The 18,491-nt window shown below is 61.7% G+C and carries 16 protein-coding genes; 9 read left to right on the top strand and 7 right to left on the bottom strand.

What is annotated here, in order from left to right:
- Positions 1-5 precede the first annotated feature (5 nt).
- Positions 6-1,172 carry an ATP-grasp domain-containing protein gene (locus V9T28_RS10910; protein WP_116398988.1) on the bottom strand — a complete coding sequence of 389 codons (1,167 nt, stop codon included), beginning with the start codon at positions 1,170-1,172 and terminating at the stop codon, positions 6-8.
- 256 nt (positions 1,173-1,428) lie between these two features.
- Between V9T28_RS10910 and V9T28_RS10905 the strand changes: the two genes are divergently transcribed.
- The 8 genes from V9T28_RS10905 (at position 1,429) to serA (ending at position 12,415) form a co-directional block, all read left to right on the top strand.
- A complete protein-coding gene (locus tag V9T28_RS10905) occupies positions 1,429-2,616 on the top strand; it encodes a toxic anion resistance protein (RefSeq protein ID WP_158554693.1) in 1,188 nt (395 codons plus the stop codon).
- Positions 2,617-2,667: 51 nt separating this feature from the next.
- Entirely contained in the window at positions 2,668-3,933 is a 1,266-nt protein-coding gene (locus tag V9T28_RS10900; protein ID WP_116398987.1) for a VWA domain-containing protein, read from the top strand.
- A gap of 8 nt (positions 3,934-3,941) precedes the next feature.
- Complete coding sequence (locus V9T28_RS10895; protein ID WP_116398986.1) at positions 3,942-4,649, top strand: FHA domain-containing protein; 708 nt, start codon at positions 3,942-3,944, stop codon at positions 4,647-4,649.
- A gap of 11 nt (positions 4,650-4,660) precedes the next feature.
- Positions 4,661-6,067 (top strand): hypothetical protein, encoded by a 1,407-nt coding sequence (locus V9T28_RS10890; RefSeq protein WP_116398985.1) that lies wholly within the window; start codon positions 4,661-4,663, stop codon positions 6,065-6,067.
- Between the two features lie 111 nt (positions 6,068-6,178).
- Entirely contained in the window at positions 6,179-7,336 is a 1,158-nt protein-coding gene (locus V9T28_RS10885; RefSeq protein WP_116398984.1) for a hypothetical protein, read from the top strand.
- A 7-nt stretch (positions 7,337-7,343) separates the two neighbouring features.
- Positions 7,344-9,578 (top strand): serine/threonine-protein kinase, encoded by a 2,235-nt coding sequence (locus V9T28_RS10880; protein ID WP_116398983.1) that lies wholly within the window; start codon positions 7,344-7,346, stop codon positions 9,576-9,578.
- Between the two features lie 113 nt (positions 9,579-9,691).
- On the top strand, positions 9,692-10,549 hold the full coding sequence (locus tag V9T28_RS10875) for a PP2C family protein-serine/threonine phosphatase (RefSeq protein ID WP_158554692.1): 858 nt from the start codon (positions 9,692-9,694) through the stop codon (positions 10,547-10,549).
- Positions 10,550-11,155: 606 nt separating this feature from the next.
- Positions 11,156-12,415: a phosphoglycerate dehydrogenase gene (gene serA / locus V9T28_RS10870; protein ID WP_116399813.1), complete on the top strand. Its 1,260-nt coding sequence runs from the start codon at positions 11,156-11,158 to the stop codon at positions 12,413-12,415.
- A 50-nt stretch (positions 12,416-12,465) separates the two neighbouring features.
- Here serA and V9T28_RS10865 read toward each other — a convergent pair whose 3' ends face one another.
- The 5 genes from V9T28_RS10865 to V9T28_RS10845 all read right to left on the bottom strand — a co-directional run bounded on the left by V9T28_RS10865 (position 12,466) and on the right by V9T28_RS10845 (position 16,686).
- Positions 12,466-12,780: a MocE family 2Fe-2S type ferredoxin gene (locus V9T28_RS10865; RefSeq protein ID WP_116398981.1), complete on the bottom strand. Its 315-nt coding sequence runs from the start codon at positions 12,778-12,780 to the stop codon at positions 12,466-12,468.
- Between the two features lie 24 nt (positions 12,781-12,804).
- The gene (locus V9T28_RS10860) at positions 12,805-13,797 is read right to left on the bottom strand and encodes a sterol desaturase family protein (protein WP_116398980.1); all 993 of its coding nucleotides are present in this window, start codon (positions 13,795-13,797) and stop codon (positions 12,805-12,807) included.
- Between the two features lie 7 nt (positions 13,798-13,804).
- Positions 13,805-14,596: a 3-methyl-2-oxobutanoate hydroxymethyltransferase gene (locus V9T28_RS10855; protein ID WP_116398979.1), complete on the bottom strand. Its 792-nt coding sequence runs from the start codon at positions 14,594-14,596 to the stop codon at positions 13,805-13,807.
- Between the two features lie 76 nt (positions 14,597-14,672).
- Positions 14,673-15,677, bottom strand: coding sequence for a LacI family DNA-binding transcriptional regulator (locus V9T28_RS10850; RefSeq protein WP_116398978.1), 1,005 nt, complete (start codon positions 15,675-15,677; stop codon positions 14,673-14,675).
- Between the two features lie 97 nt (positions 15,678-15,774).
- Positions 15,775-16,686, bottom strand: a complete 912-nt coding sequence (locus V9T28_RS10845) for a LysR substrate-binding domain-containing protein (protein WP_116399812.1) — start codon at positions 16,684-16,686, stop codon at positions 15,775-15,777.
- Between the two features lie 143 nt (positions 16,687-16,829).
- On the opposite strand from V9T28_RS10845, the gene V9T28_RS10840 reads away from it, so the two are divergent.
- Complete coding sequence (locus tag V9T28_RS10840; protein ID WP_116398977.1) at positions 16,830-17,453, top strand: isochorismatase family protein; 624 nt, start codon at positions 16,830-16,832, stop codon at positions 17,451-17,453.
- A 140-nt stretch (positions 17,454-17,593) separates the two neighbouring features.
- Here the strand turns inward: V9T28_RS10840 and V9T28_RS10835 are convergent, their stop codons facing one another.
- Entirely contained in the window at positions 17,594-18,415 is an 822-nt protein-coding gene (locus V9T28_RS10835; RefSeq protein WP_116399811.1) for an alpha/beta fold hydrolase, read from the bottom strand.
- Positions 18,416-18,491 lie beyond the last annotated feature (76 nt).

Below are 18,491 nucleotides of genomic sequence, written 5' to 3'. Positions count from 1 at the left end.
GCGCCTTACGCCTCCGTCGCCTGGATATATTCCACCGCGTGGCGCAAGGCCTTGCTGTCGGTGGAACGCAATTGGTAGGCGTAGTTTCCCATGGCTCGGCTGAAAATCTTCTCTATCGAATTGTGGCGGACGATCTTGTCACCATGCGCGGCTAGCACATCCCCATGGCTGTGCAAATAGCGGATGTGATCCTTCCGGCTGGCATAGGCGGTATAATATTTGCCCTTGAACGGGCCGCCGACCTGGTTCTTCACCACCATGTTGGCCCATTCGGCATAGATGTCGATGTCGAAGCTGTAGTTGATGGCGTCGGTCATGTAGCCGCCGGGCGGCCGTATATTGACCTCGAGCGCGATGATCTTGCCGGCCTTCGTCTCGAACAGCTCGATATGGAAGAAGCGCTCCTTGAGGTCGAACGCCTCGACGATCTTGCGCCCGGCTTCCTCCACCGCCAGCTCGATCTCCGGCAGGCAGGTGTAGCTCATGTGCTTGTTATTATTGACCACATCCATGATCGAGTCATCGTAGCGCGTGCTCGCGGCGAAAACGATCTCGCCGTCCCGGTTGACCAGCCCGTCGAAGGTCCCCACCAGCCCGTCGATGAACTCCTCCATGACGAAGCTCACCCCCTCCGGTTTGATCCGGAAGAACTCGTCCAGTTCCTCTGGGGTCGAGATCTTGTAGGTATGCGCGGCGCCGGCGCCGGAATCGGGCTTGACGACGATCGGGTAGCCGACGCGGCTGATGAAATCGAGGGCGCCTGTGCGCTCCGATGTCTTCTTCTGGGCGATCACATTGACGCCGGCCTTGCGGAAGGCGGCCCGCATGCGGCTCTTCTTCTTGATGTTCTGGACGTAGTCGAGGCGGATGCCCCATATGTTGAAGTCGGTGCGGATACCGGCCTCGAGGTCGAGCCAGTGCTCGTTGAGCGACTCGAAGCGGTCGATGCGGCCCCATTTGTGAATGAAATGGCCCATCGCCCGGTAGGTCTGGTCGTAATTGTCCATGTCGGGAATGCGGTAATATTCCGACAGAGCGGCCTTCAGACAGGGGTCGAGACTGTCATAGGGCGCGTCGCCGATGCCGAGCACCGTCGCGCCGGCCTTCTTCAACCGATCGCAGAATTCCGTGCCCGTCGACGGGAAATGCGGCGAAAAGAACACGAAGTTCATGCAGAATAGACCCCATGCGTTGGTCGGCTCGTTGCGAAGCCGCTACGGCAAGTTTGGCGCATTTTCGGGCGGCAGAAAAGAGAGCGCGTCTCTGACGGCGATAAACTGTCGCCAACGCATTGCGGGGTTGAATGTCCAACCGGCACGCTGCCGCCTCTTGCCCCGATTGGCTTTGTTTTTCCGCCCGAGAACGGGTATATGTGGCGGCAAGGCGGCCGCCGGAGCACACTCTTTTCAAATTGCGCTGAGGGATTGCATGTCTGAAATTGCCGGGTCTCCCCGAGCTGTTACCTTGCAGACCGCCACCGCGGGCAGCGTACCGGAACTCGCAAATATCTATGATTCCAGTCATCAGATCGATGTGGCGCATTTGGGCTCCGATGCGCTCGCCAAGTTGGATCAGATCGTTGCAACCGTGCCGAAGCTCGATTCCGCGGCGGTGAATGCGTTCGGCGTCGAGCCGCAGACCAGGGCCAATCAGTTCCTCGATCAGCTGCTGGAAGGCATCCAGACGGGGGATGCGGGCCCGAGTGGCGCGTTGCTGGCGGAACTCGCGACGGGAGTCAAAGCCATCAACATCACCGGCCTGCAGCGTGAAGCGGCGAACGGCCAGTCGATCATGGCCAATTTCCTGCAAAGATTGCCGTGGCTCGGCAAATATGTCTCGGCCTTTCAGGCCTTCAAGGCGAATTACCGCAAGATTATCGACCATTTCAGCGATATCGAAAAGCGCGGCCAGAGCGAAATGGCGAAACTGACCGCTATGGATTCGAAAATGGACCGGCTGGTCGCGGAAAATCTCAGCAATTTGCGCGAGCTCGAGGTTCATCTCGCCGCCGGCCAGCGCATCCTGACGCGCGAGCGCGAGCGTTTTGCTGCCCGGCGTACCGCCGCGATCACCAATAATGACCCAGTCGAGCTTGCCGCGGTGCGCGATTTCGGCGAACAGATCAACGGGTTCGAAACGCGGCTCTTGCGCCTTCACATGGCCTTGACCGATGCGATGCAGTCGATCCCGCAAACGCGCACGGCGCAGACCGCCGGCCGGATCGAATATCGCAACATTATGGACACGCTGCTGTTTGACCTCCCGCGCCTGAAAGCAGCAATCGTCCGCATTGCCGCGCTCAAACAAATCTCCGACGCGTCCAAGTCGAGCGACGCGCGGCGCAAGCTCGCAAACAGCATGGCCCAAGCCGGCGTGCAGGCGCTCGACGACGCCTATACGAAGGCCAAGCAAAGCGAGGGTGGGGCGCTCGCGGAAATTGCCATGATGGGCGATATTGCCGACCGTATCATCGGCATTGTCGACAAGGGCGCGCAAATCGACGTGAAAAACCGCGAGGAGCGCATCAAGGCGCAACAAGCGCTGACCCAGATCAAACAGAAATTTGCCGAAGGATTCATCAAGAGCACGGCCAATGCCGTTGCCTCATCGCGCTAGCTCGGGTTTTTCGCGGCAGCAGGCTGATCCATTTCCATCCAAGAGCCCTCTATGCAATTCAAGTTGGAAAGTTTCTTCAATCCGCATCTGCCACCGGGAAGCCGCCGCATGGATGCGGTGCTCACGGTCACGGCCAGCGGCGCGGCGCAATCTTCGGCGCGACGCGCGGTCGCCATCGTGCTCGACAATTCGACGTCGATGGAAATCGACCAGAAAATGGAAGCCGCCAAACATGCCGCCCGCCGCTGCATCGACCTGCTGCCGGCCGGCACCTTATTTTGTGTCGTCACCTTCGGCACGCAGGCGCATGTGATCATGCCCCTATGCGAGGCCAATGACGCCAACCGAGGCCAGGCGCATCATCTGGTGCAGCGCATCACCGCGAATGGCGCGACCTTCATGTCGTATGGGCTCGAGACGGTGCGGCGCGAGTTTGCCAAGGCGCCCGGCGCGATCTGCTACGCCTATTTTCTCACCGACGGGCAGAACAACGGCGACGATACGAAGCCGCTGGAACGGGCGATCAATGCCTGCAAAGGCGTCTATCAATGCGATTGCCGTGGCGTTGGGGTTGATTGGGCGCCGGCGCAATTGCGACAGATTTCGACCGCGCTGCTGGGCACGGCCGATGCCGTGCCGAAGCCCGAGGCGCTGGAGGCGGATTTCAAAGCCTGCCTGGCGCGGGCGCTGGCGAAAGGCACCGGCAAGGTGAAATTGCAGATATGGCGGCCGGCTTCCTCGCGCCTCGTCTCGCTGCATCAGATGAATCCGGAAGATATTGACATTCTTGGGCTCGGTCAGCAGGTCGATCCGCGCACCTGGGAAGTGTCGCTCGGTGCTTGGGGCACGGAAGCGCGCGACTATCATGCCGTGTTCGAGATCGAGGCAGGCGAGATCGCCGATGAGATGCTGGTGTGCCGCCCGTCAATCCGCTGGGACGGGGACGGCAGCGAAGAGAAGGCGGCCGGCCAGCCGGTCGTCGCCACCTGGAGCAATGATGCCGATCTGACGGCGCGGATCAATCCGGAAGTCGCACACTACACCGGCCAAGCCGAACTCGCGAGTTCGATCAAGGAAGGGCTTGAAGCGCGCGATCGCGGCAATTTCGACGAGGCGACCAAACTGCTGGGTAAGGCCGCAAAGATCGCCGCCGAATCCGGCAATGAGGAGGTCACCCGCCGCCTCTCTAAGGTCGTCGATTTGGTCGATGCGTCGGAGGGCACCGTGCGCCTGAAGCGCGATGCCGGCAAGGCGGAGGCGCTGGAGCTGGAAATGGGCGGCACGCGCACCGTCCGCCGCGCCAAGCAAAGCCCGTGAGCGTGTCGATGGCGATCTATACTTGCCCAAAAGGCCATCCGTCGTCCGATCCAGACTATTGCTCCGAATGCGGCTTGCGCTTGCAGCCCGGGCCTTCGACAGTTGCCTCTGCGCCGGGTGCGCCCGTGCCGCAAGCGGATCTTGGGTCGTGTCCCGATTGCGGCACGCCGCGCTTGGCTGGCGCGCGGTTTTGCGAAGTTTGCCGGCACGATTTTTCAGCGTCATCGGCTGCTGCGGCCGCAGCGCCGCTACCCCCGCCAGCCAGCGAGAGCGCCCCGGCCGTCGCCGCGCCCACCCCGCCGCAAATTGCATCTGTCCCCCTTGCGCCGAATACGGGCAAGGCGTGGAGCGAAAATCTTTGGGCGATCATCCGCTGCGACCGCAGCATGGTCACCGCGCCCGACGCGGCGGTCCCTTTTCCCGAAGGTGAGCCGGACCGCGCATTTCCGCTCGATCTTGACGAAATGCTGCTCGGCCGGCGCAATGCGCGCCGCGACGTCCACCCCGAGATAGCGATCGCCGATCCCTCCGTCTCGGGCCGTCATTTGAAAATCTGCCGCCAAACCGACGGCAGCCGCACGATCGTCGATGTCGGCTCCAGCAACGGCACCAAGCTCAATGGTGCCGCATTACAGGCGGGCGTCGAGACGCCGCTGAAGGCGGGGGATCAGATCGAACTTGGCATGTGGACACGTATCCTGATTGAAGCGCGCTAAGGGAGCGGAAAATGTCGCAAGTGCTGACGCGCCTCATGGCAACCGGACCGGCGCCCATCGATCCAGCTAAACGGCAAGTGGCGGCCTATGTCTCGCCGGTACCGTGGCGCCTGAAGACTGCGGCGGGGCTGATCGCGGTTCTGACGGTGGTCTTTTTCTGCTTCGTCACCTTTGCCCTGCAATCGCTGCAACATGTCGCGCGCACCGTTGGGAAGGACGCGACCGATTCGATCGTTCTTGCCAATGAAATTCGCACCGATCTGTCCCGAGCTCATACCGATTATGTCAACGCCGTGCTGATGCGGACCTATGGCCGCGGCAATGCGCCCGGCTATTGGACGCGCTTTCAGGTCGACATCAACGCGGCCGAGGCGCGGCTGACGGAGGCGGCGCAAAACATCACCTATGACGGAGAGAAGGACGCCGTCGTGGCGATGGGGCAGGGCGTCAGCCAGTACGCGCGATTGGTTGGGCGCTCTTATGCGTCGGGCAGCAGCGATACCGGGCCGGCCGATGCGGTGATGCGAACAATCATTCTGCCCGCGGCCGAACGATTGAACGATGTCAATGCGACGCAACTCAACCTCATCTACAACGATTTCCTGCAGCGGCCGTGGACATTCAGCCTAATGGCCTTGTCCGGCCTCGCGCTCCTGCTCGTGCTGATCGCCACGCAGGTCATTCTGCTCCAACTCACCCATCGCATCGTGAACGTGTTTCTCGCCCTCGCGACATTGGTTCTGGTCGGGCTCGGCATCTATCAGATTTCGGTCGTTGTCGGAACGTTGCATGCGCTGCATGTGGCGAAGGAGGACGCGTTCGATTCTGTCGACGCGCTCTGGAAGGCGCGCGCCTATGCCTATCAGGTCCGGTTCGATGCGCCTTTGCATCAGCTCGCGAGCGGCGATAATGCACGGCAAGCCCGCATCGCGGCCGATATGGCGGCGGCCAAGGCAAAGCTGCTTGACAAACCCGCAGACGCGGCCGTGCAAATGGCCAATATGCACAATGCTTTCGGTGGTTTTTTCGGCGCGGAGCTTGCGAATATCACCTTCGAAGGCGAGGGCGCAGCGGCGCTCAAAATGCTGCAGCGCTGGGCTGTCTATGATCGGGTTTTGGGGCAAGCGCTTGCATCGAACAATGCCTCAAGTCTTTCGCTGCTCGTCGCGTTCAGTTTCAATGACGCCGAGCAGGCCTTCCACGACTTTGACGATGCGCTCGGCGCGGTTATCGACATTAATCAGCGGGCGTTTGTCGGCGCGATGCAGGATGTCGATGCCTATATTCAAGCCGATGCGGCTCATGGCGACGATCATCAGTTCCAGACGTTCTGGTATGTCGCGCTTGCCGCCTGCATTGTGATTGTCGTGCTGTCGGGCCTAGGGCTCAAGCAGCGCCTCGACGATTATCGGTTCTAGAGCAACTTTCCGTTCTTTCAGAATCGGAAAATTGCTCTAAGTTTTTGTTTTGTCGCATTTTCTTAACCGAAAAGTCGAACAACTTTTCTGGAAAATGCTCTAGGGGTCGCGATGGGCGCGTTCAATGCACAAGACGCAGTGAAGATGTGGCAGGATCGCCTCGCGACGGTCGCCAAGAATCTCACTGACTTCGCGGAATCGGCACAGATGCGCGTCCTGCGTGCTCGGGTGAGCGATGGCCAATATACGGGGCGCACGCTGGAAGTGGCGAGCCAAGTCACACGCTGTGTCGAGAACCTGTGGCAGGATTATCTGTTATTGACGCGGAACGTCGACGAAGCGGCCGCCAAGGCACAAAAAAGCGGTTTGCTGCGCAATTACGACGAGGACGTGCGCCAGCTTCTGGCCGGCGCGTCCATTCAATTGCCCGCGCTCGCAGTGCCGATCCAACAACGTAATCTGCTCGACAGTTCCGAAGTGAAAGGCTTTGCCAAGCCCGAGGATGTGCTGACTTCCATGATGGGCGTGTTCGCGCAGGCGCGCGATCAGGCAAGCTTGGTCGCGAAGGCGGAAAGCGCCGGGCCGGCGGAATTGCAAAGCGTCAAGGCGGATGCGTTGAACGCGGAACTCGATCTGAGTGAGGCTGAAAAGCTGCTCGCGAGCGATCCGATTGCCGCGCTCGACCGGCTCGCCAAAGCACGGCACGATCTGACCGTGCTAGCGCAAAACCGCGCCGCCGAGGCGCAGCAAGCGCAGCAGCGCGTCCACATGCTCACCGCCGCCGACAGCGAGCTTGCGGCGCTTACCACGCTTGTTGCCGACGCGCGGAAGGACCTGGAAGCGGCGCGCCCACGATTTGCTTTCGCCTCTCCCGATTTCGATGCGATCGTGCCCGAACTCGACGTGTGGCTCGCTAAACTCAAGGATCTTGCCAAGGCCGGCAATTGGTCCGGGGCGACGGCGGGGCTCGAGCGCTGGCACAAATTGTGCGCCGAGCGCACCGCCCAGCTGCGCGTTGCGCGCACGCAAATCGTGGCACAACGCGATGCGTTCGAGAACTTGCGCGGGCGCTTCCGCGCCTTGCAGGTCAAGGCGAGCCGTATCGCGCCGGGCCAGGCCGGTCCTGAATTGCCGCATCTGCAGACGCGTTGCACCGAGGAATTGGCGCGCGTGCCGTTCAATGCCGGCGAGGCGCGCCGTCTGATCGAGGCCTATGAAAAGGTTTTGAGCGGCCGGCCCCCGGTGCCGTTTCTTCCAACCTTGAAGTGAGTTCGCGATGAGCGCTTTGACCTGCACCCATGTGAATGCCAAAGGCGTCGTTTGCAGCGGGATCATCGAGGACGGCGTTTGCGGAACGTGCGGTAGACCGGCCACTGCGGGTTCGCTGCTGGCGGGCGTCAGCGCTACAACCAGCACCGCGGCCAAGGCGACAGCGGCCTTCACCAGTTCCACCGCAACGCACGGCACGGGCAAGACCAGCCGCCGACAAACCAAGGGCACCACCAGCCGGCGGCAATCCTTGGGCGGCGGCCTTGTTTCGATGCCGATCATGCCGAGCCAGGATCCGATGAAACTGGTGATGGCGACGCCGGAGGTCTCGCTCGGCAAGCGCCGTTGCCCGCATTGCAACACGCGGGTCAACCGCATGAAGGGCTTCTGCCCGCAATGTTCGGAAGCCTACGATTTCACGCCCAAGCTGACGTCCGGGGATGTCATCGCGGGCAAATATGAGATCAAGGGTCCCATCGCCTTCGGCGGCATGGGCTGGGTCTATTTGGGCTGGGACAATGTGCTCTCGCGCTGGGTCGTGCTCAAGGGCCTCTTGAACACGCAAGACGCGGAAGCGGCCGCAGCCGCCGTGGCGGAGCGGCAATTTCTAGCCGCCGTCAAGCATGGCCGCATCGTCGGCATCTATGATTTCGTCACCCACGGGGCGGAAGGCTTCATGGTGCTCGAATATGTCGGCGGCCGCACGCTTGAGAGCATCCGCGACGAACGCGGACCGTTGCCGGTGGAAGAGGCGATTTCCTATATCCTCGGCATTCTGCCGGCCTTTGGCTATTTGCATACGCAGGGCCTGGTCTATTGCGATTTCAAGCCCGGCAATCTGATGGTCGAAAATGACGACGTGAAGCTCGTCGATATGGGCGCGGTGCGCCGCATCGACGATCCAGACGGCGCTGTCTTCGGCACCGACGGTTATTCGGCCAAGGACGCGGCGGACAATCCGACCGTCTCCTCCGATCTTTACACGATCGGCCGCACGCTTGCCGTTCTGTGTATGGATTTCCTTTATAAGATTGTGCAGGAGACCGATGCGACGACCGGCAAGGTGACGACGAGCCGCCGCATGCTCTCGGCCTATATGAATGCGCTTCCGGAACAGAGTTCGCAGCCGGTGCTGGCACAGAACAATTCCTTCTACCGCTTCTTGTTGCGCGCCATCCACGATGATCCCGATATGCGCTTTCAAAGCGCCGACGAGATGGAGGGTCAGTTGTTCGGCGTGCTGCGCGAGATCGTCGCGGTCAAGAGCGAGCCGAAGCCGGCCGACAGCAAGGTGTTCTTCGGCGACGGGCTGATCGATGGGGCGGATCGGGAGGGCGCGGCCAAGCCGCTGGCGCGCATTCTGCCGCAGCTCAAAATGGATGCTGCCGATCCCGCAGCCAGCGAACTCCTGAATCTCGCGGCGGTGATTGATCCGCAGCGGCGGCTCGATGCCTTGCGCAACCTACGGCGCAAAATGCCGGCTTCGGCGGAGGTCATGTTGCGCACAGCCGACACCCATATCTCGACCGGCGCCAATGAGGCGGCGTTGACCGTTCTTGCCGATCTGCTCAAGCAAAACGAATTTGAGTGGCGCGCCTATTGGTATCGCGGCAAGGCGCTGTTGCAGGCTGGCAAGGCGCCAGAGGCGAAGGCGGCGTTCGATCGGGTCTATTTCGAAATGCCTGGCGAACTTGCCCCCAAACTGGCACTCGGCTTTGCGGCGGAAGCAGCTGGCGATGTGGCGGAGGCGCAGCATTTCTATCAGCGCGTCGTTCAGGTCGACCCCGGTCTGGCAGCCGCATGTTTCGGTTTGGCGCGCATTCTTAAGGCGTCGAAAGAATCCGCCAGCGCTGCGCGGGCGCTCGAAGCGGTGCCTTCCTCACACAGCATGTATGTGGCCTCGCGCTTGGCGCTCGCCAACGTGCTGATCCACGCCGAGCAGACGCCGGCCCAGGGTTTCTTGGAGCGCGCCGGCGCCACGCTCGAAGCGCTGCCGAAAGAGGGCGCAATCGTACATCAGCTTTCCGCGCGCCTGATCAGCAAGGCGATCGACCAGATCCGCAGTGGCCAGGTGCCGGAACGTCGCGACGCGAAATTGCTCGGCTATCCAATCACGCTCAACGCGTTGCGCCAGGGCGCCGAGAAGGAATATTGGCACTCCGCGCGCCTTGCGACCAGTGCCGGCGAAAAGGCCATGTGGGTGGATCTAGCTCATAAGGTGCGGCCGATCACATTGTTCTGACGGGGTTCGTTTCGACCATGCAATGCGCGCACTGTGGTGAGATTTCCGCCGATCCCGATGCTCGATTTTGTGAAGCATGCGGGTTTTCGCTGCGCAGCCCAGCGGCCACGCCGGTGGCTTGCGCGCATCTCGAGATCGACGCCGGCGGATATTGTGAAGCCTGCGGCCTGAAAGTCGGCGCAGGTGGTGCCAAGCTGGATTTCGCACTGAATGCCGGGGCCGATCTCGCCATTGTTTCCGATCGGGGGCGCAGGCATACGAGCAATCAGGACGCCGGTGTTGTCGCGCGGCGCGAGGACGGTGCTGTGTTGCTGGTCGTCGCCGATGGCGTGTCGTCGTCACAAAATGCAGCGGGCGCCTCTGAGGCAGCGGTTGCAGCGTGCGTGCACACGTTCGTGAGCGCCATCGACATGCGGAAGCTGCCGCTGGCCGATCAAGCCCGGATGATTGTGGAGGCTGCCGCGCAAGCCGTGCTCGATGTGGCGCGCGGCGCTGGTGTCGAGGGCCTCGATCCGCCGGAAACGACGATTGTCCTCGTCCTTGCCCACGAGGGCCACGCCGGATTCGCCTGGGTCGGCGACAGCCGCGCCTATGTTCTGCAAGCAGGTGCCACGAAGCCCGTCACGGTGGACGATTCATGGGCCGAACAGATGATCTCGGTCGGCAAAATGGACCGCGATACGGCGATGCGCGATCCGCGCAGTCACGCCATTCTGCAATGCCTCGGCATGGGCTTCGACGAAATCGACTTTCATATTTGCGAGGCTGAGCTGCCGGCGGACTCCGGGCTGCTGCTGTGCTCTGATGGCTTCTGGAATTATTTCGAGACGCCAGAACTCGTTGCCGCGGCCTATGCTGAAGCGCAAGCGGAAGGCGAAGCGCAAGATATTTGCCGCAAGCTGGTCGCCCGCGCCAATTCCGCCGGCGGCCGCGACAATATTACGGTCGCGCTTCTACGGCCAGTTCGCTGATCTGGATCGTCCAGTGGTCGGTTGGCGGCCAAATGCAAGAATTTGGCCTTTTTTATCGCGACTGATCGCTTGATTAGAAACCGACAAGCGGTTGAACGCGAGGCCGCCTATCGCGTCGGGCGCCGACGCCGACCTCGTTCTGTGGGATCCGTCGAAAAAGATCATGCTGACCAATGCGGTCATGCAGCACGACATCGACAATATGCCGTATGAGAGCATGGAGGTGACGGGCTGGCTGGCGATGACGCTTTTGCGCGGGCAGGCAGGGAGCCGTTCTTTAGATCGGCTGCAATGTCCCAGCCGGACAGATGGGCGATGCCGAGCCCGCCGCGGAAGGCTTCATGAATTGCATCGATGGGGTTGGCCGTCGCGCATCCGCACGATCCGCGGAGCTACGGGATCGAACGCGTCAGTGCATGTGACCGCGAAATGCCAAGCGGGCAGGATGGCTGACGACGTCCTGATGGTGCGCAACAGGCCGTTCCAGCATGCGTTGAAGCGGGAAGCGCGGGGGCACAGCCCGACCGCTCAGGTTGAAAACGAAGCTCCGAGTGAGTATGGATGGCGCTCCGCTATGCCTTTCTCCCCAACCCTCCGGTCCGTTCCATGTCCGTTTCAACCGATCTGCTTTCGCTCGCCAAGGACAAGATTCGCGTCCTGCTGCTCGAAGGCGTGAATGACAGTGCCGCCGATGCCCTCGTCCAGGCGGGTTATTCCAACATGACGCGGCTGCCGAAGGCGCTCAACAAGGCCGATCTAATCGCTGCGCTGAAGGGCGTGCATGTGCTCGGTATCCGCTCGCGCACGCAGCTCACGGAAGAGGTGTTCGCCGCGGCCGACCGGCTGTTTGCCGTCGGCTGCTTCTCGGTCGGCGTGAACCAGGTCGATCTGCAGGCGGCGCGCGACCGCGGCATTCCGGTCTTCAACGCGCCTTTCTCAAACACGCGCAGCGTCGCCGAGCTCGTGATCGGTGAGATCGTGATGCTGCTGCGCCGCGTGCCCGACCGCTCCGTCGCGGCCCATGCCGGTGGCTGGGAGAAATCGGCGGTCGGCAGTTTCGAGGTGCGCGGCAAGACGCTCGGCATTGTCGGCTACGGCAATATCGGCAGCCAGCTCTCCAATCTGGCGGAAGCGATGGGCATGCGGGTGATCTACCACGATCAGACCGACAAGCTCCGCCACGGCAATACCGAGCCCGTCGACACGCTGGGCGACTTGCTGCAGCAGAGTGACGTCGTCTCGCTGCATGTGCCCGACACGCCGGCGACGCAGGGCATGATGGGCGCGCGCGAAATCGGGGCGATGCGCAAGGGCGCCTATCTCATCAACAATTCGCGCGGCACGGTCGTCGACCTCGACGCGCTGGCGGCGGCGCTGCGTGCAGGCGATCTCGCCGGCGCCGCGGTCGACGTGTTTCCGGTCGAGCCGACGGCGAACAACGAGCGCTTCGTCTCGCCTCTGCAGGGCCTGCCGAACGTGATTCTCACCCCCCATATCGGCGGCTCGACGGAAGAGGCGCAGGAGCGCATCGGCGCCGAGGTCGCGCGCAAGCTGATCGATTATTCCGACGTCGGCTCGACGGTCGGCGCGGTGAATTTCCCGCAGGTGCAGCTGCCGGCGCGCACGGTGGCGACGCGCTTCATTCATGTCCAACGCAATGTGCCCGGCATGCTGCGCCGGCTCAACGATGTGTTCAGCCAGCGCAATGTGAACATCCTGGCGCAGAGCTACCAATCGGACGGCGAGATCGGCTATGTCGTCGTCGAGGCCGACCAGGTCGGCGACGCGGCGCAGGACATCCTCGAAGAGATCCGCGCGCTCGAGGGCACGATCCGGGCGCGGTTGTTGTTGTCGCTAGGCGATTAAGCTGCGGCAGGAAAGAAGCTGGGGGCGCTGCTCATCCAAGCACCCCCGCATCAACCCACGGCGATAAGAACTGCGTCGGATTCGACTTTCGCAGGATACGTCTTGAGATTGACGCACGGCGGCAGCCGCTTGGCTTCGCCGGTCCGATAGTCGAACGCGCCCGCGTGTTTTGGACATTCGATCTCGTAATCCATCACCAAACCATCCGCGAGATGAACCGATTCATGGGTGCATAGTCCGTCCGTGCAGAACACTTCGTCATCGGGAGAGCGATAGACGGCGTAGGTTCGGCCGTCATGGTCGAAGCGAATGACGCCTTCCGGTTCGATATCGTCGAGTTTGCACGCAGCGATCCAATTGCTCATGGGACGTCCCTCAGAATTTGCGGATTAGTTAGCGCGGGCCTTGCGGCGTTCATAGCGGGCCTGCATGTGCGCATCGCCTTCAGCAGTTCCATCGTGCCACGTCCCGAAGAGCTTATCGAAGGGAACGAGGCCGTCGCCGTAGTTCACTTCGAAATATTTGTGGTGCAGGTAGTGAGTATAGGCGTGGCTGTCCAAGGCCGCTTCTCCGCCAAATTCGATCTTGTCGAAGCCGATATGGCCGACGACGGCGCCGAAACCCGCATAATGGAGTTGATACAGCGCGAGAATAGGATTCGAAGGGAACACGAGGTGCCAGAGCGCAACGCCGAAATAGAGCAGGTGTTCGACCGGGTGCATTGACAGAGATGACCAGGGCGACGGATTCACCGAATTGTGATGGACGGAATGAACCCATTTGTAGAGCCGTGGCGTGTGAATCAGCCGATGAATCGCGAAGAAATGCGCTTCGTGAATGACGGGGACCACCAAGGCAAGTGCGGCGAGATACCAAGGGTGCTCGGCGAAGCGTAGCCAAGGCGCATAACCGTTGGCATAAGCCCACAGCGTTCCCGCTTCGACCGCGGTCCAGATCGGCAGGCCGGTGCCGAACGTCCGAATCAAGTTGTCGATATTCTGGTTCTGGAACCAGAACGCCGCGTTGCGCTGCTCGCCTGGCCACTTGCTATTGTATTTGAACCGACTTCCCTGTGCGCGCAAAATGTAGAGCCGGATTTCGAACGCGCCGAAGAACAGCAGTAAGGCAATCGCGTTGACGACGAAGAGCCGAAGCACCCACCAGCTCAGCGTGCGCAGCACGTCGACCTCTGGCACGACGACGTACCAGTAGACGAGCGTGAACGCGGCAAAGAACAGGTTCCAGGGCAGAAAATAATGCGGCAGCCATTTCAGAACTGCGCCGAGCTTCGGCGGCAGCGCCCAGATGGGCGCGATTTCGATCTTTAGGTTCGGAGCCCAGTCGCCCCGTTTGTTGCGCTTGCCGTATTTCAGATCGTCCATGGCGGCCTCACACGCGTTTCGCGAGGGTTAAGAATCGGTCGAAGGTCGCGTCATCGAAGTCCACTTGATGGCTCGCATCGGGGTAGATGCCGTGGTCGACCTCTTCCGCGAAAGCCCGAAACGCCTCGAGACGTTTGGACTGCAGTTGCGCTTCCAGAGTCACGAAATCCGCATAGCGCTTCGAGTGCCTCGGATAGTGCCCGACATGGGTGCCGAGCACGTCGGAGGAAAAAAGATATTGCGTGTCGCAGGCCGTGCCGCAGCCCATGCCCATGGTGATCATATGGGTCGCGCACGTGATATGGTCGGCGAGTCGGACTGGGACTACCTCGACCTCTATGCAGGCGGCGCCGGCATTCTCCAGATCCTTGACGGCACGCAGCACCCTGACCGCCTCCTCGGCCGTCTTGCCGATCGCCCGGAAATTTGTCCAGGTCGCCCGGTTCGGCACCAGCCCGACATGGCCAGTGACCGGAATGCCTTCGGCGGCCATCGCCTCGATGAAGCGCGGCGAATGCGAGCAATAGACCGCATCTGCGCCGCGGCGCAGCATCTGAAATCCGAGCCGCACCGCTTCATCCGGCGTGGCTACGGCGCCATGCGGCATGCCGACCGACAGAAAGGCGCGCGGTGCGGCCTCGCGGATCCCTTCCAGATGATGGTCGGGTTCGCAGGACAGGATATTGATGCCGGACGCCACCGCGGCAGCCGCTTCTGCCGGCGTATCGACATGCAATTGCAGCCATTTGCGACGGCCCTTCTGGCTTTGCAGGTCATAAACGGTCAGCCGGCTGGTCACGCGTTCCTCCCCCGATCACGTACATTGGGTAGCATGGCGACGGAGCGAGTGCCGTTGCGTCCTTGATCAAATCAGATCAAACGTTCTCGGCGGTGAAGGTAACAAAGCGAATGGGCGGGTTCTCGATCTTCGTCTGGACGAGACCGAGGCGCGAGAGCATCAGGTCCATGGCCCGCCTGGCCTGGGCCTCGGGAGCCTGGTCGAGAATAACATCCATGGCACCGTCGCGCAGGGCGACGGCGCTCCGGTCGGTCAATTCATGCCCGACGAAAAAGACCTCCCGGCCGCGAGGATGGTGCTGCAGAACGGAACAAAGCGACGAATTCGCGCCGCCGGCATTGTAGAGGCCGGCAAGATCGGGCCAAAGCTCGAGTGCTTCGCGAAGAAGATCGCCACTGCGATACCCTTCATCGTGACCGAATAGAACCTGCATGAAGGTGAGATCGCCGCGGGAATGTTCGGCGAGGTAGTCCGAAAAGCCGCGCACGCGATCGCGATGGACCTGATAGATGCCGCTGTGGCAGATGGCTGCGACTTTGCCGCTGCGGTGTTGCATCAGGGAGAGAAGGAGCCCGGCCATCCGGCCGGCCGCGTAATTGTCTATGCCGACATAATCCGCCTGCGTATTCTCGATCCGCGTCACGATCTGAATCACCGGGATCTTTTGCGCCTCGATGGTCTTAAGTGCGGCCTGGATGAGCGGATGATCCGGGACGGCGAGGATCAGTCCGGCGCGGCGCATGCCCGGCTCGGCAATCCGGCGGGCGATGGCTGCAGGATCATTCTCGTCGAGGAAAGTTCGATGGACCGCCACCGTGCGGTCGAGTGTCGCCGCAATGCACGCGAAAGAACTGGACAGGCGCGCGAAGAAAGTCGTTTCCGGCCGCACCAGGATCAGTTCGATCCGCAGAATGCCGTGATGCGCTTCGGGTAAGCGCCGCGGATAGTCAAGGCCCCTGGCCGCGGCCAGCACCTTCTCGACGGTTTCCGGCCGCACGCCACCCCGCCCGTTCAGCACGCGCTCGACCGTCGCCGTTCCGACGCCGGCACGAAGGGCTATCTCTAAAAAAGTGGGTTTAATGACGGCAACCTCGCATCATCGATCGTGTTCGATAAAGTCTAGTGAAGGGCCGCTTGGGCGCCAAGTCTCGACCAAGCACCGTCCAAATCCGAACGACCTACAACAACACCCTCTTAGGCAACTCCGCCGATAGGTAATCAATGAAAACGCGCACCGAGGGTAGGAGGCCTTGGCGGTACGGGATGAGCGCCGTGAGCGTGGAATCGCCGGCGAGCCAGGCTGGCAGCACTTGGCGCAAGGCGCCGGACCGCACGTCGTCGCGGCATACATAGCCGGGCAGGGCGACGATGCCGAGGCCGGCGATGGCTGCCTGTTTCAGGGTGATCATGTCGTCGCACATAAGCCTTGGCGAGAGCGGCACGACGCGCTCTTCTTCCGCCGCGCGCGCAGGGCGAAGCCGCCAAACGGGAGCAACCCCCGCGCGCATCATGAACATCGAGGAGTGGTTCTTGAGGTCTTCAGGGGTTTGCGGCGCTTTTGTCGCATCGAGATAGGCGGCGCCTGCGAACAGGAGCCACGGCGCCGGCGCCAGCACCCGCTGCACCAGGGTCGAGTCGGGAAGTGGGTCCGAATGGGCCCGGATCGTGACGTCGTAATTCTCGCCGACGATATCGACATTGCGGTCGACGGCATGGGCGACGACATTGACCTTCGGATAGCGCTTCAGAAAGTCCGCCAGGATATCGCTGAGCGCGAATTGCATTGTGGCCATCGCCGCGGTGCAGCGGATTGTACCGATCGGTTCAGAGAGCCGGTGGCGAATAGCGCTTTCTGCGAGTTCCGCGTCCTGCAGCATCGCCACGGCATGGCGATAGAATTCCTGCCCCGCATCGGTCATCGCGAAGCGCCGCGAGCTACGATTGAGCAACCTGACCCCGAGTTCGGCCTCCAGCTTCTGGATGCGATGGCTCAACGTCGACTTCGGCATGCGCAGCATGCGCCCCGCTGCGGTGAAGCCGGCGCGATCCACCACCTGCACGAAATAGAAAAAATCGTTCAAGTCCAGCATGGCGTTATCGTCCACTGTATTGGACGCTGAGTTCGAAACATGGCGACTTTTCGGCCTTCTGTCCAGCGGCTACCTTTCTCACCATGCTGCGGCCGATACGCGCGATGGGCCGCAATCGATCTTCACTTTTGGAGGAGAAAGTCATGCCCGACGCGATCCGCCCCTACACGCCGCTGACATCCGAAAATGCTGCGCTGGTCCTCGTCGATCACCAGGTTGGTCTCATGACCGGCGTGCGCGACTATTCGACCGGCGAGTTGAAACACAATGTGGTTGCGCTGGCCAAAGCGGCCAAGGCCCTGCATTTGCCGATCATCGTCACGACGACCGCGCGCGACAGCATGTGGGGGCCGACGTTTCCGGAACTCGTCGAGGCGTTGCCCGACATGCCGATCATCGATCGTTCTTCGGTGAACGCCTTCGACGATCCCACGGTCGCGCAGGCGATTCTCGCGACCGGCCGCACGAAACTGATCTTCGCCAGCATCTCGCTCGAAGTCTGCGCGGCCTTTCCGGCCATGACGGCGATAGGCAAGGGGCTGGACGCCTATGTGGCCGTCGATGCCTCCGGCACGTTCAGCGAGACCAAACGGCAAGTCGGTCTTCTGCGCATGCAGCAGGCAGGGGTGATCCTTTCAGACTACGCGACGCTGATGGTGGAGATCCTCAAGGACAATGGGCGTGCCGAGGCCGCAGCCGTCTACGCCGCCATGGATATGCCTTGGGCCAAGCTTGTCGGCCAGATCGCCCAAGCTTACGCCAGGTAGGGCTTTAGGAACATCGGCTAAGGGAACATCAGCAAAATCGCGTGTTCGGCGAGTCTGGCGCATGGCTGTGACCGCTCTTGTCAAGGCCGCAATTTACCGGTGTTGGGGCCGGACCGGCGCTGGCCGGTCCGGCGGTCCGCTTACGAGCGGACGAAAGCGAGCACGTCGGCGTTGAACGTGTCTGGATCGACTTGGGCGAGGCCGTGGCTGCCGCCCTGGTAGACCTTCAACTGCGCACCCTTGACGATCCTCGCGGTCTTCTCGGCGGAGGCGGCAATCGGCACGATCTGGTCGTCGCTGCCATGGATGACGAGCGTCGGCTTGTCGATCTTCTTGAGATCGTCCGTGTAATCGACCTCCGAGAACTCGTGGATGCAGTCGTATTCGCCCTTGATGCCGCCCTGCATGCCCATCAGCCAGAACGACTCGCGCAAACCGTCATTGACCTTCGCGTTCGGCCGATTGAACCCATAGAACGGGATCGTCAGGTCCTTGAAGAATTGCGAGCGATTGGTTGCCGTGCCCTTGCGAATGCCATCGAATACTTCAAGCGGCGTGCCTTCCGGGTTGGCCGCGGTTTTCAGCATCAGCGGCGGGACGGCGCCGACGAGCACGACTTTGGCGACGCGCCTGGAGCCGTGGCGGCCAATATAATGTGCCACTTCGCCACCGCCGGTCGAATGGCCGATCAGGACGACATTGTGCAAGTCGAGCTTTTCGATCAGTTCGGCAAGGTCATCAGCGTACTGGTCCATATTATTGCCATTCCATGGCTGATCCGACTTGCCGTGGCCGCGGCGGTCGTGAGCGATGACGCGGTAGCCGTTCTGGCCGAAGAACAGCATCTGTGCGTCCCAGGCGTCGCCGGCGAGCGGCCAGCCATGGGAGAAGAGGATCGGCTGCCCTTTGCCCCAATCCTTATATGCGATCTTGGTTCCGTCTTTGGTCGTGATGAAAGACATCGTCTTGGCTCCTTGGTTGTTGGCGACATGCGGCGAGATGGTTTGGGCGGCAGCGTTCCCTAGGGAAAACAACGGC

This window comes from Methylovirgula sp. 4M-Z18 (genome assembly GCF_037890675.1).
Lineage (GTDB): Bacteria > Pseudomonadota > Alphaproteobacteria > Rhizobiales > Beijerinckiaceae > 4M-Z18.
The sequence above is the reverse complement of the archived record's forward strand: the minus strand, read 5'-3'. Positions and strand labels throughout refer to the sequence as shown.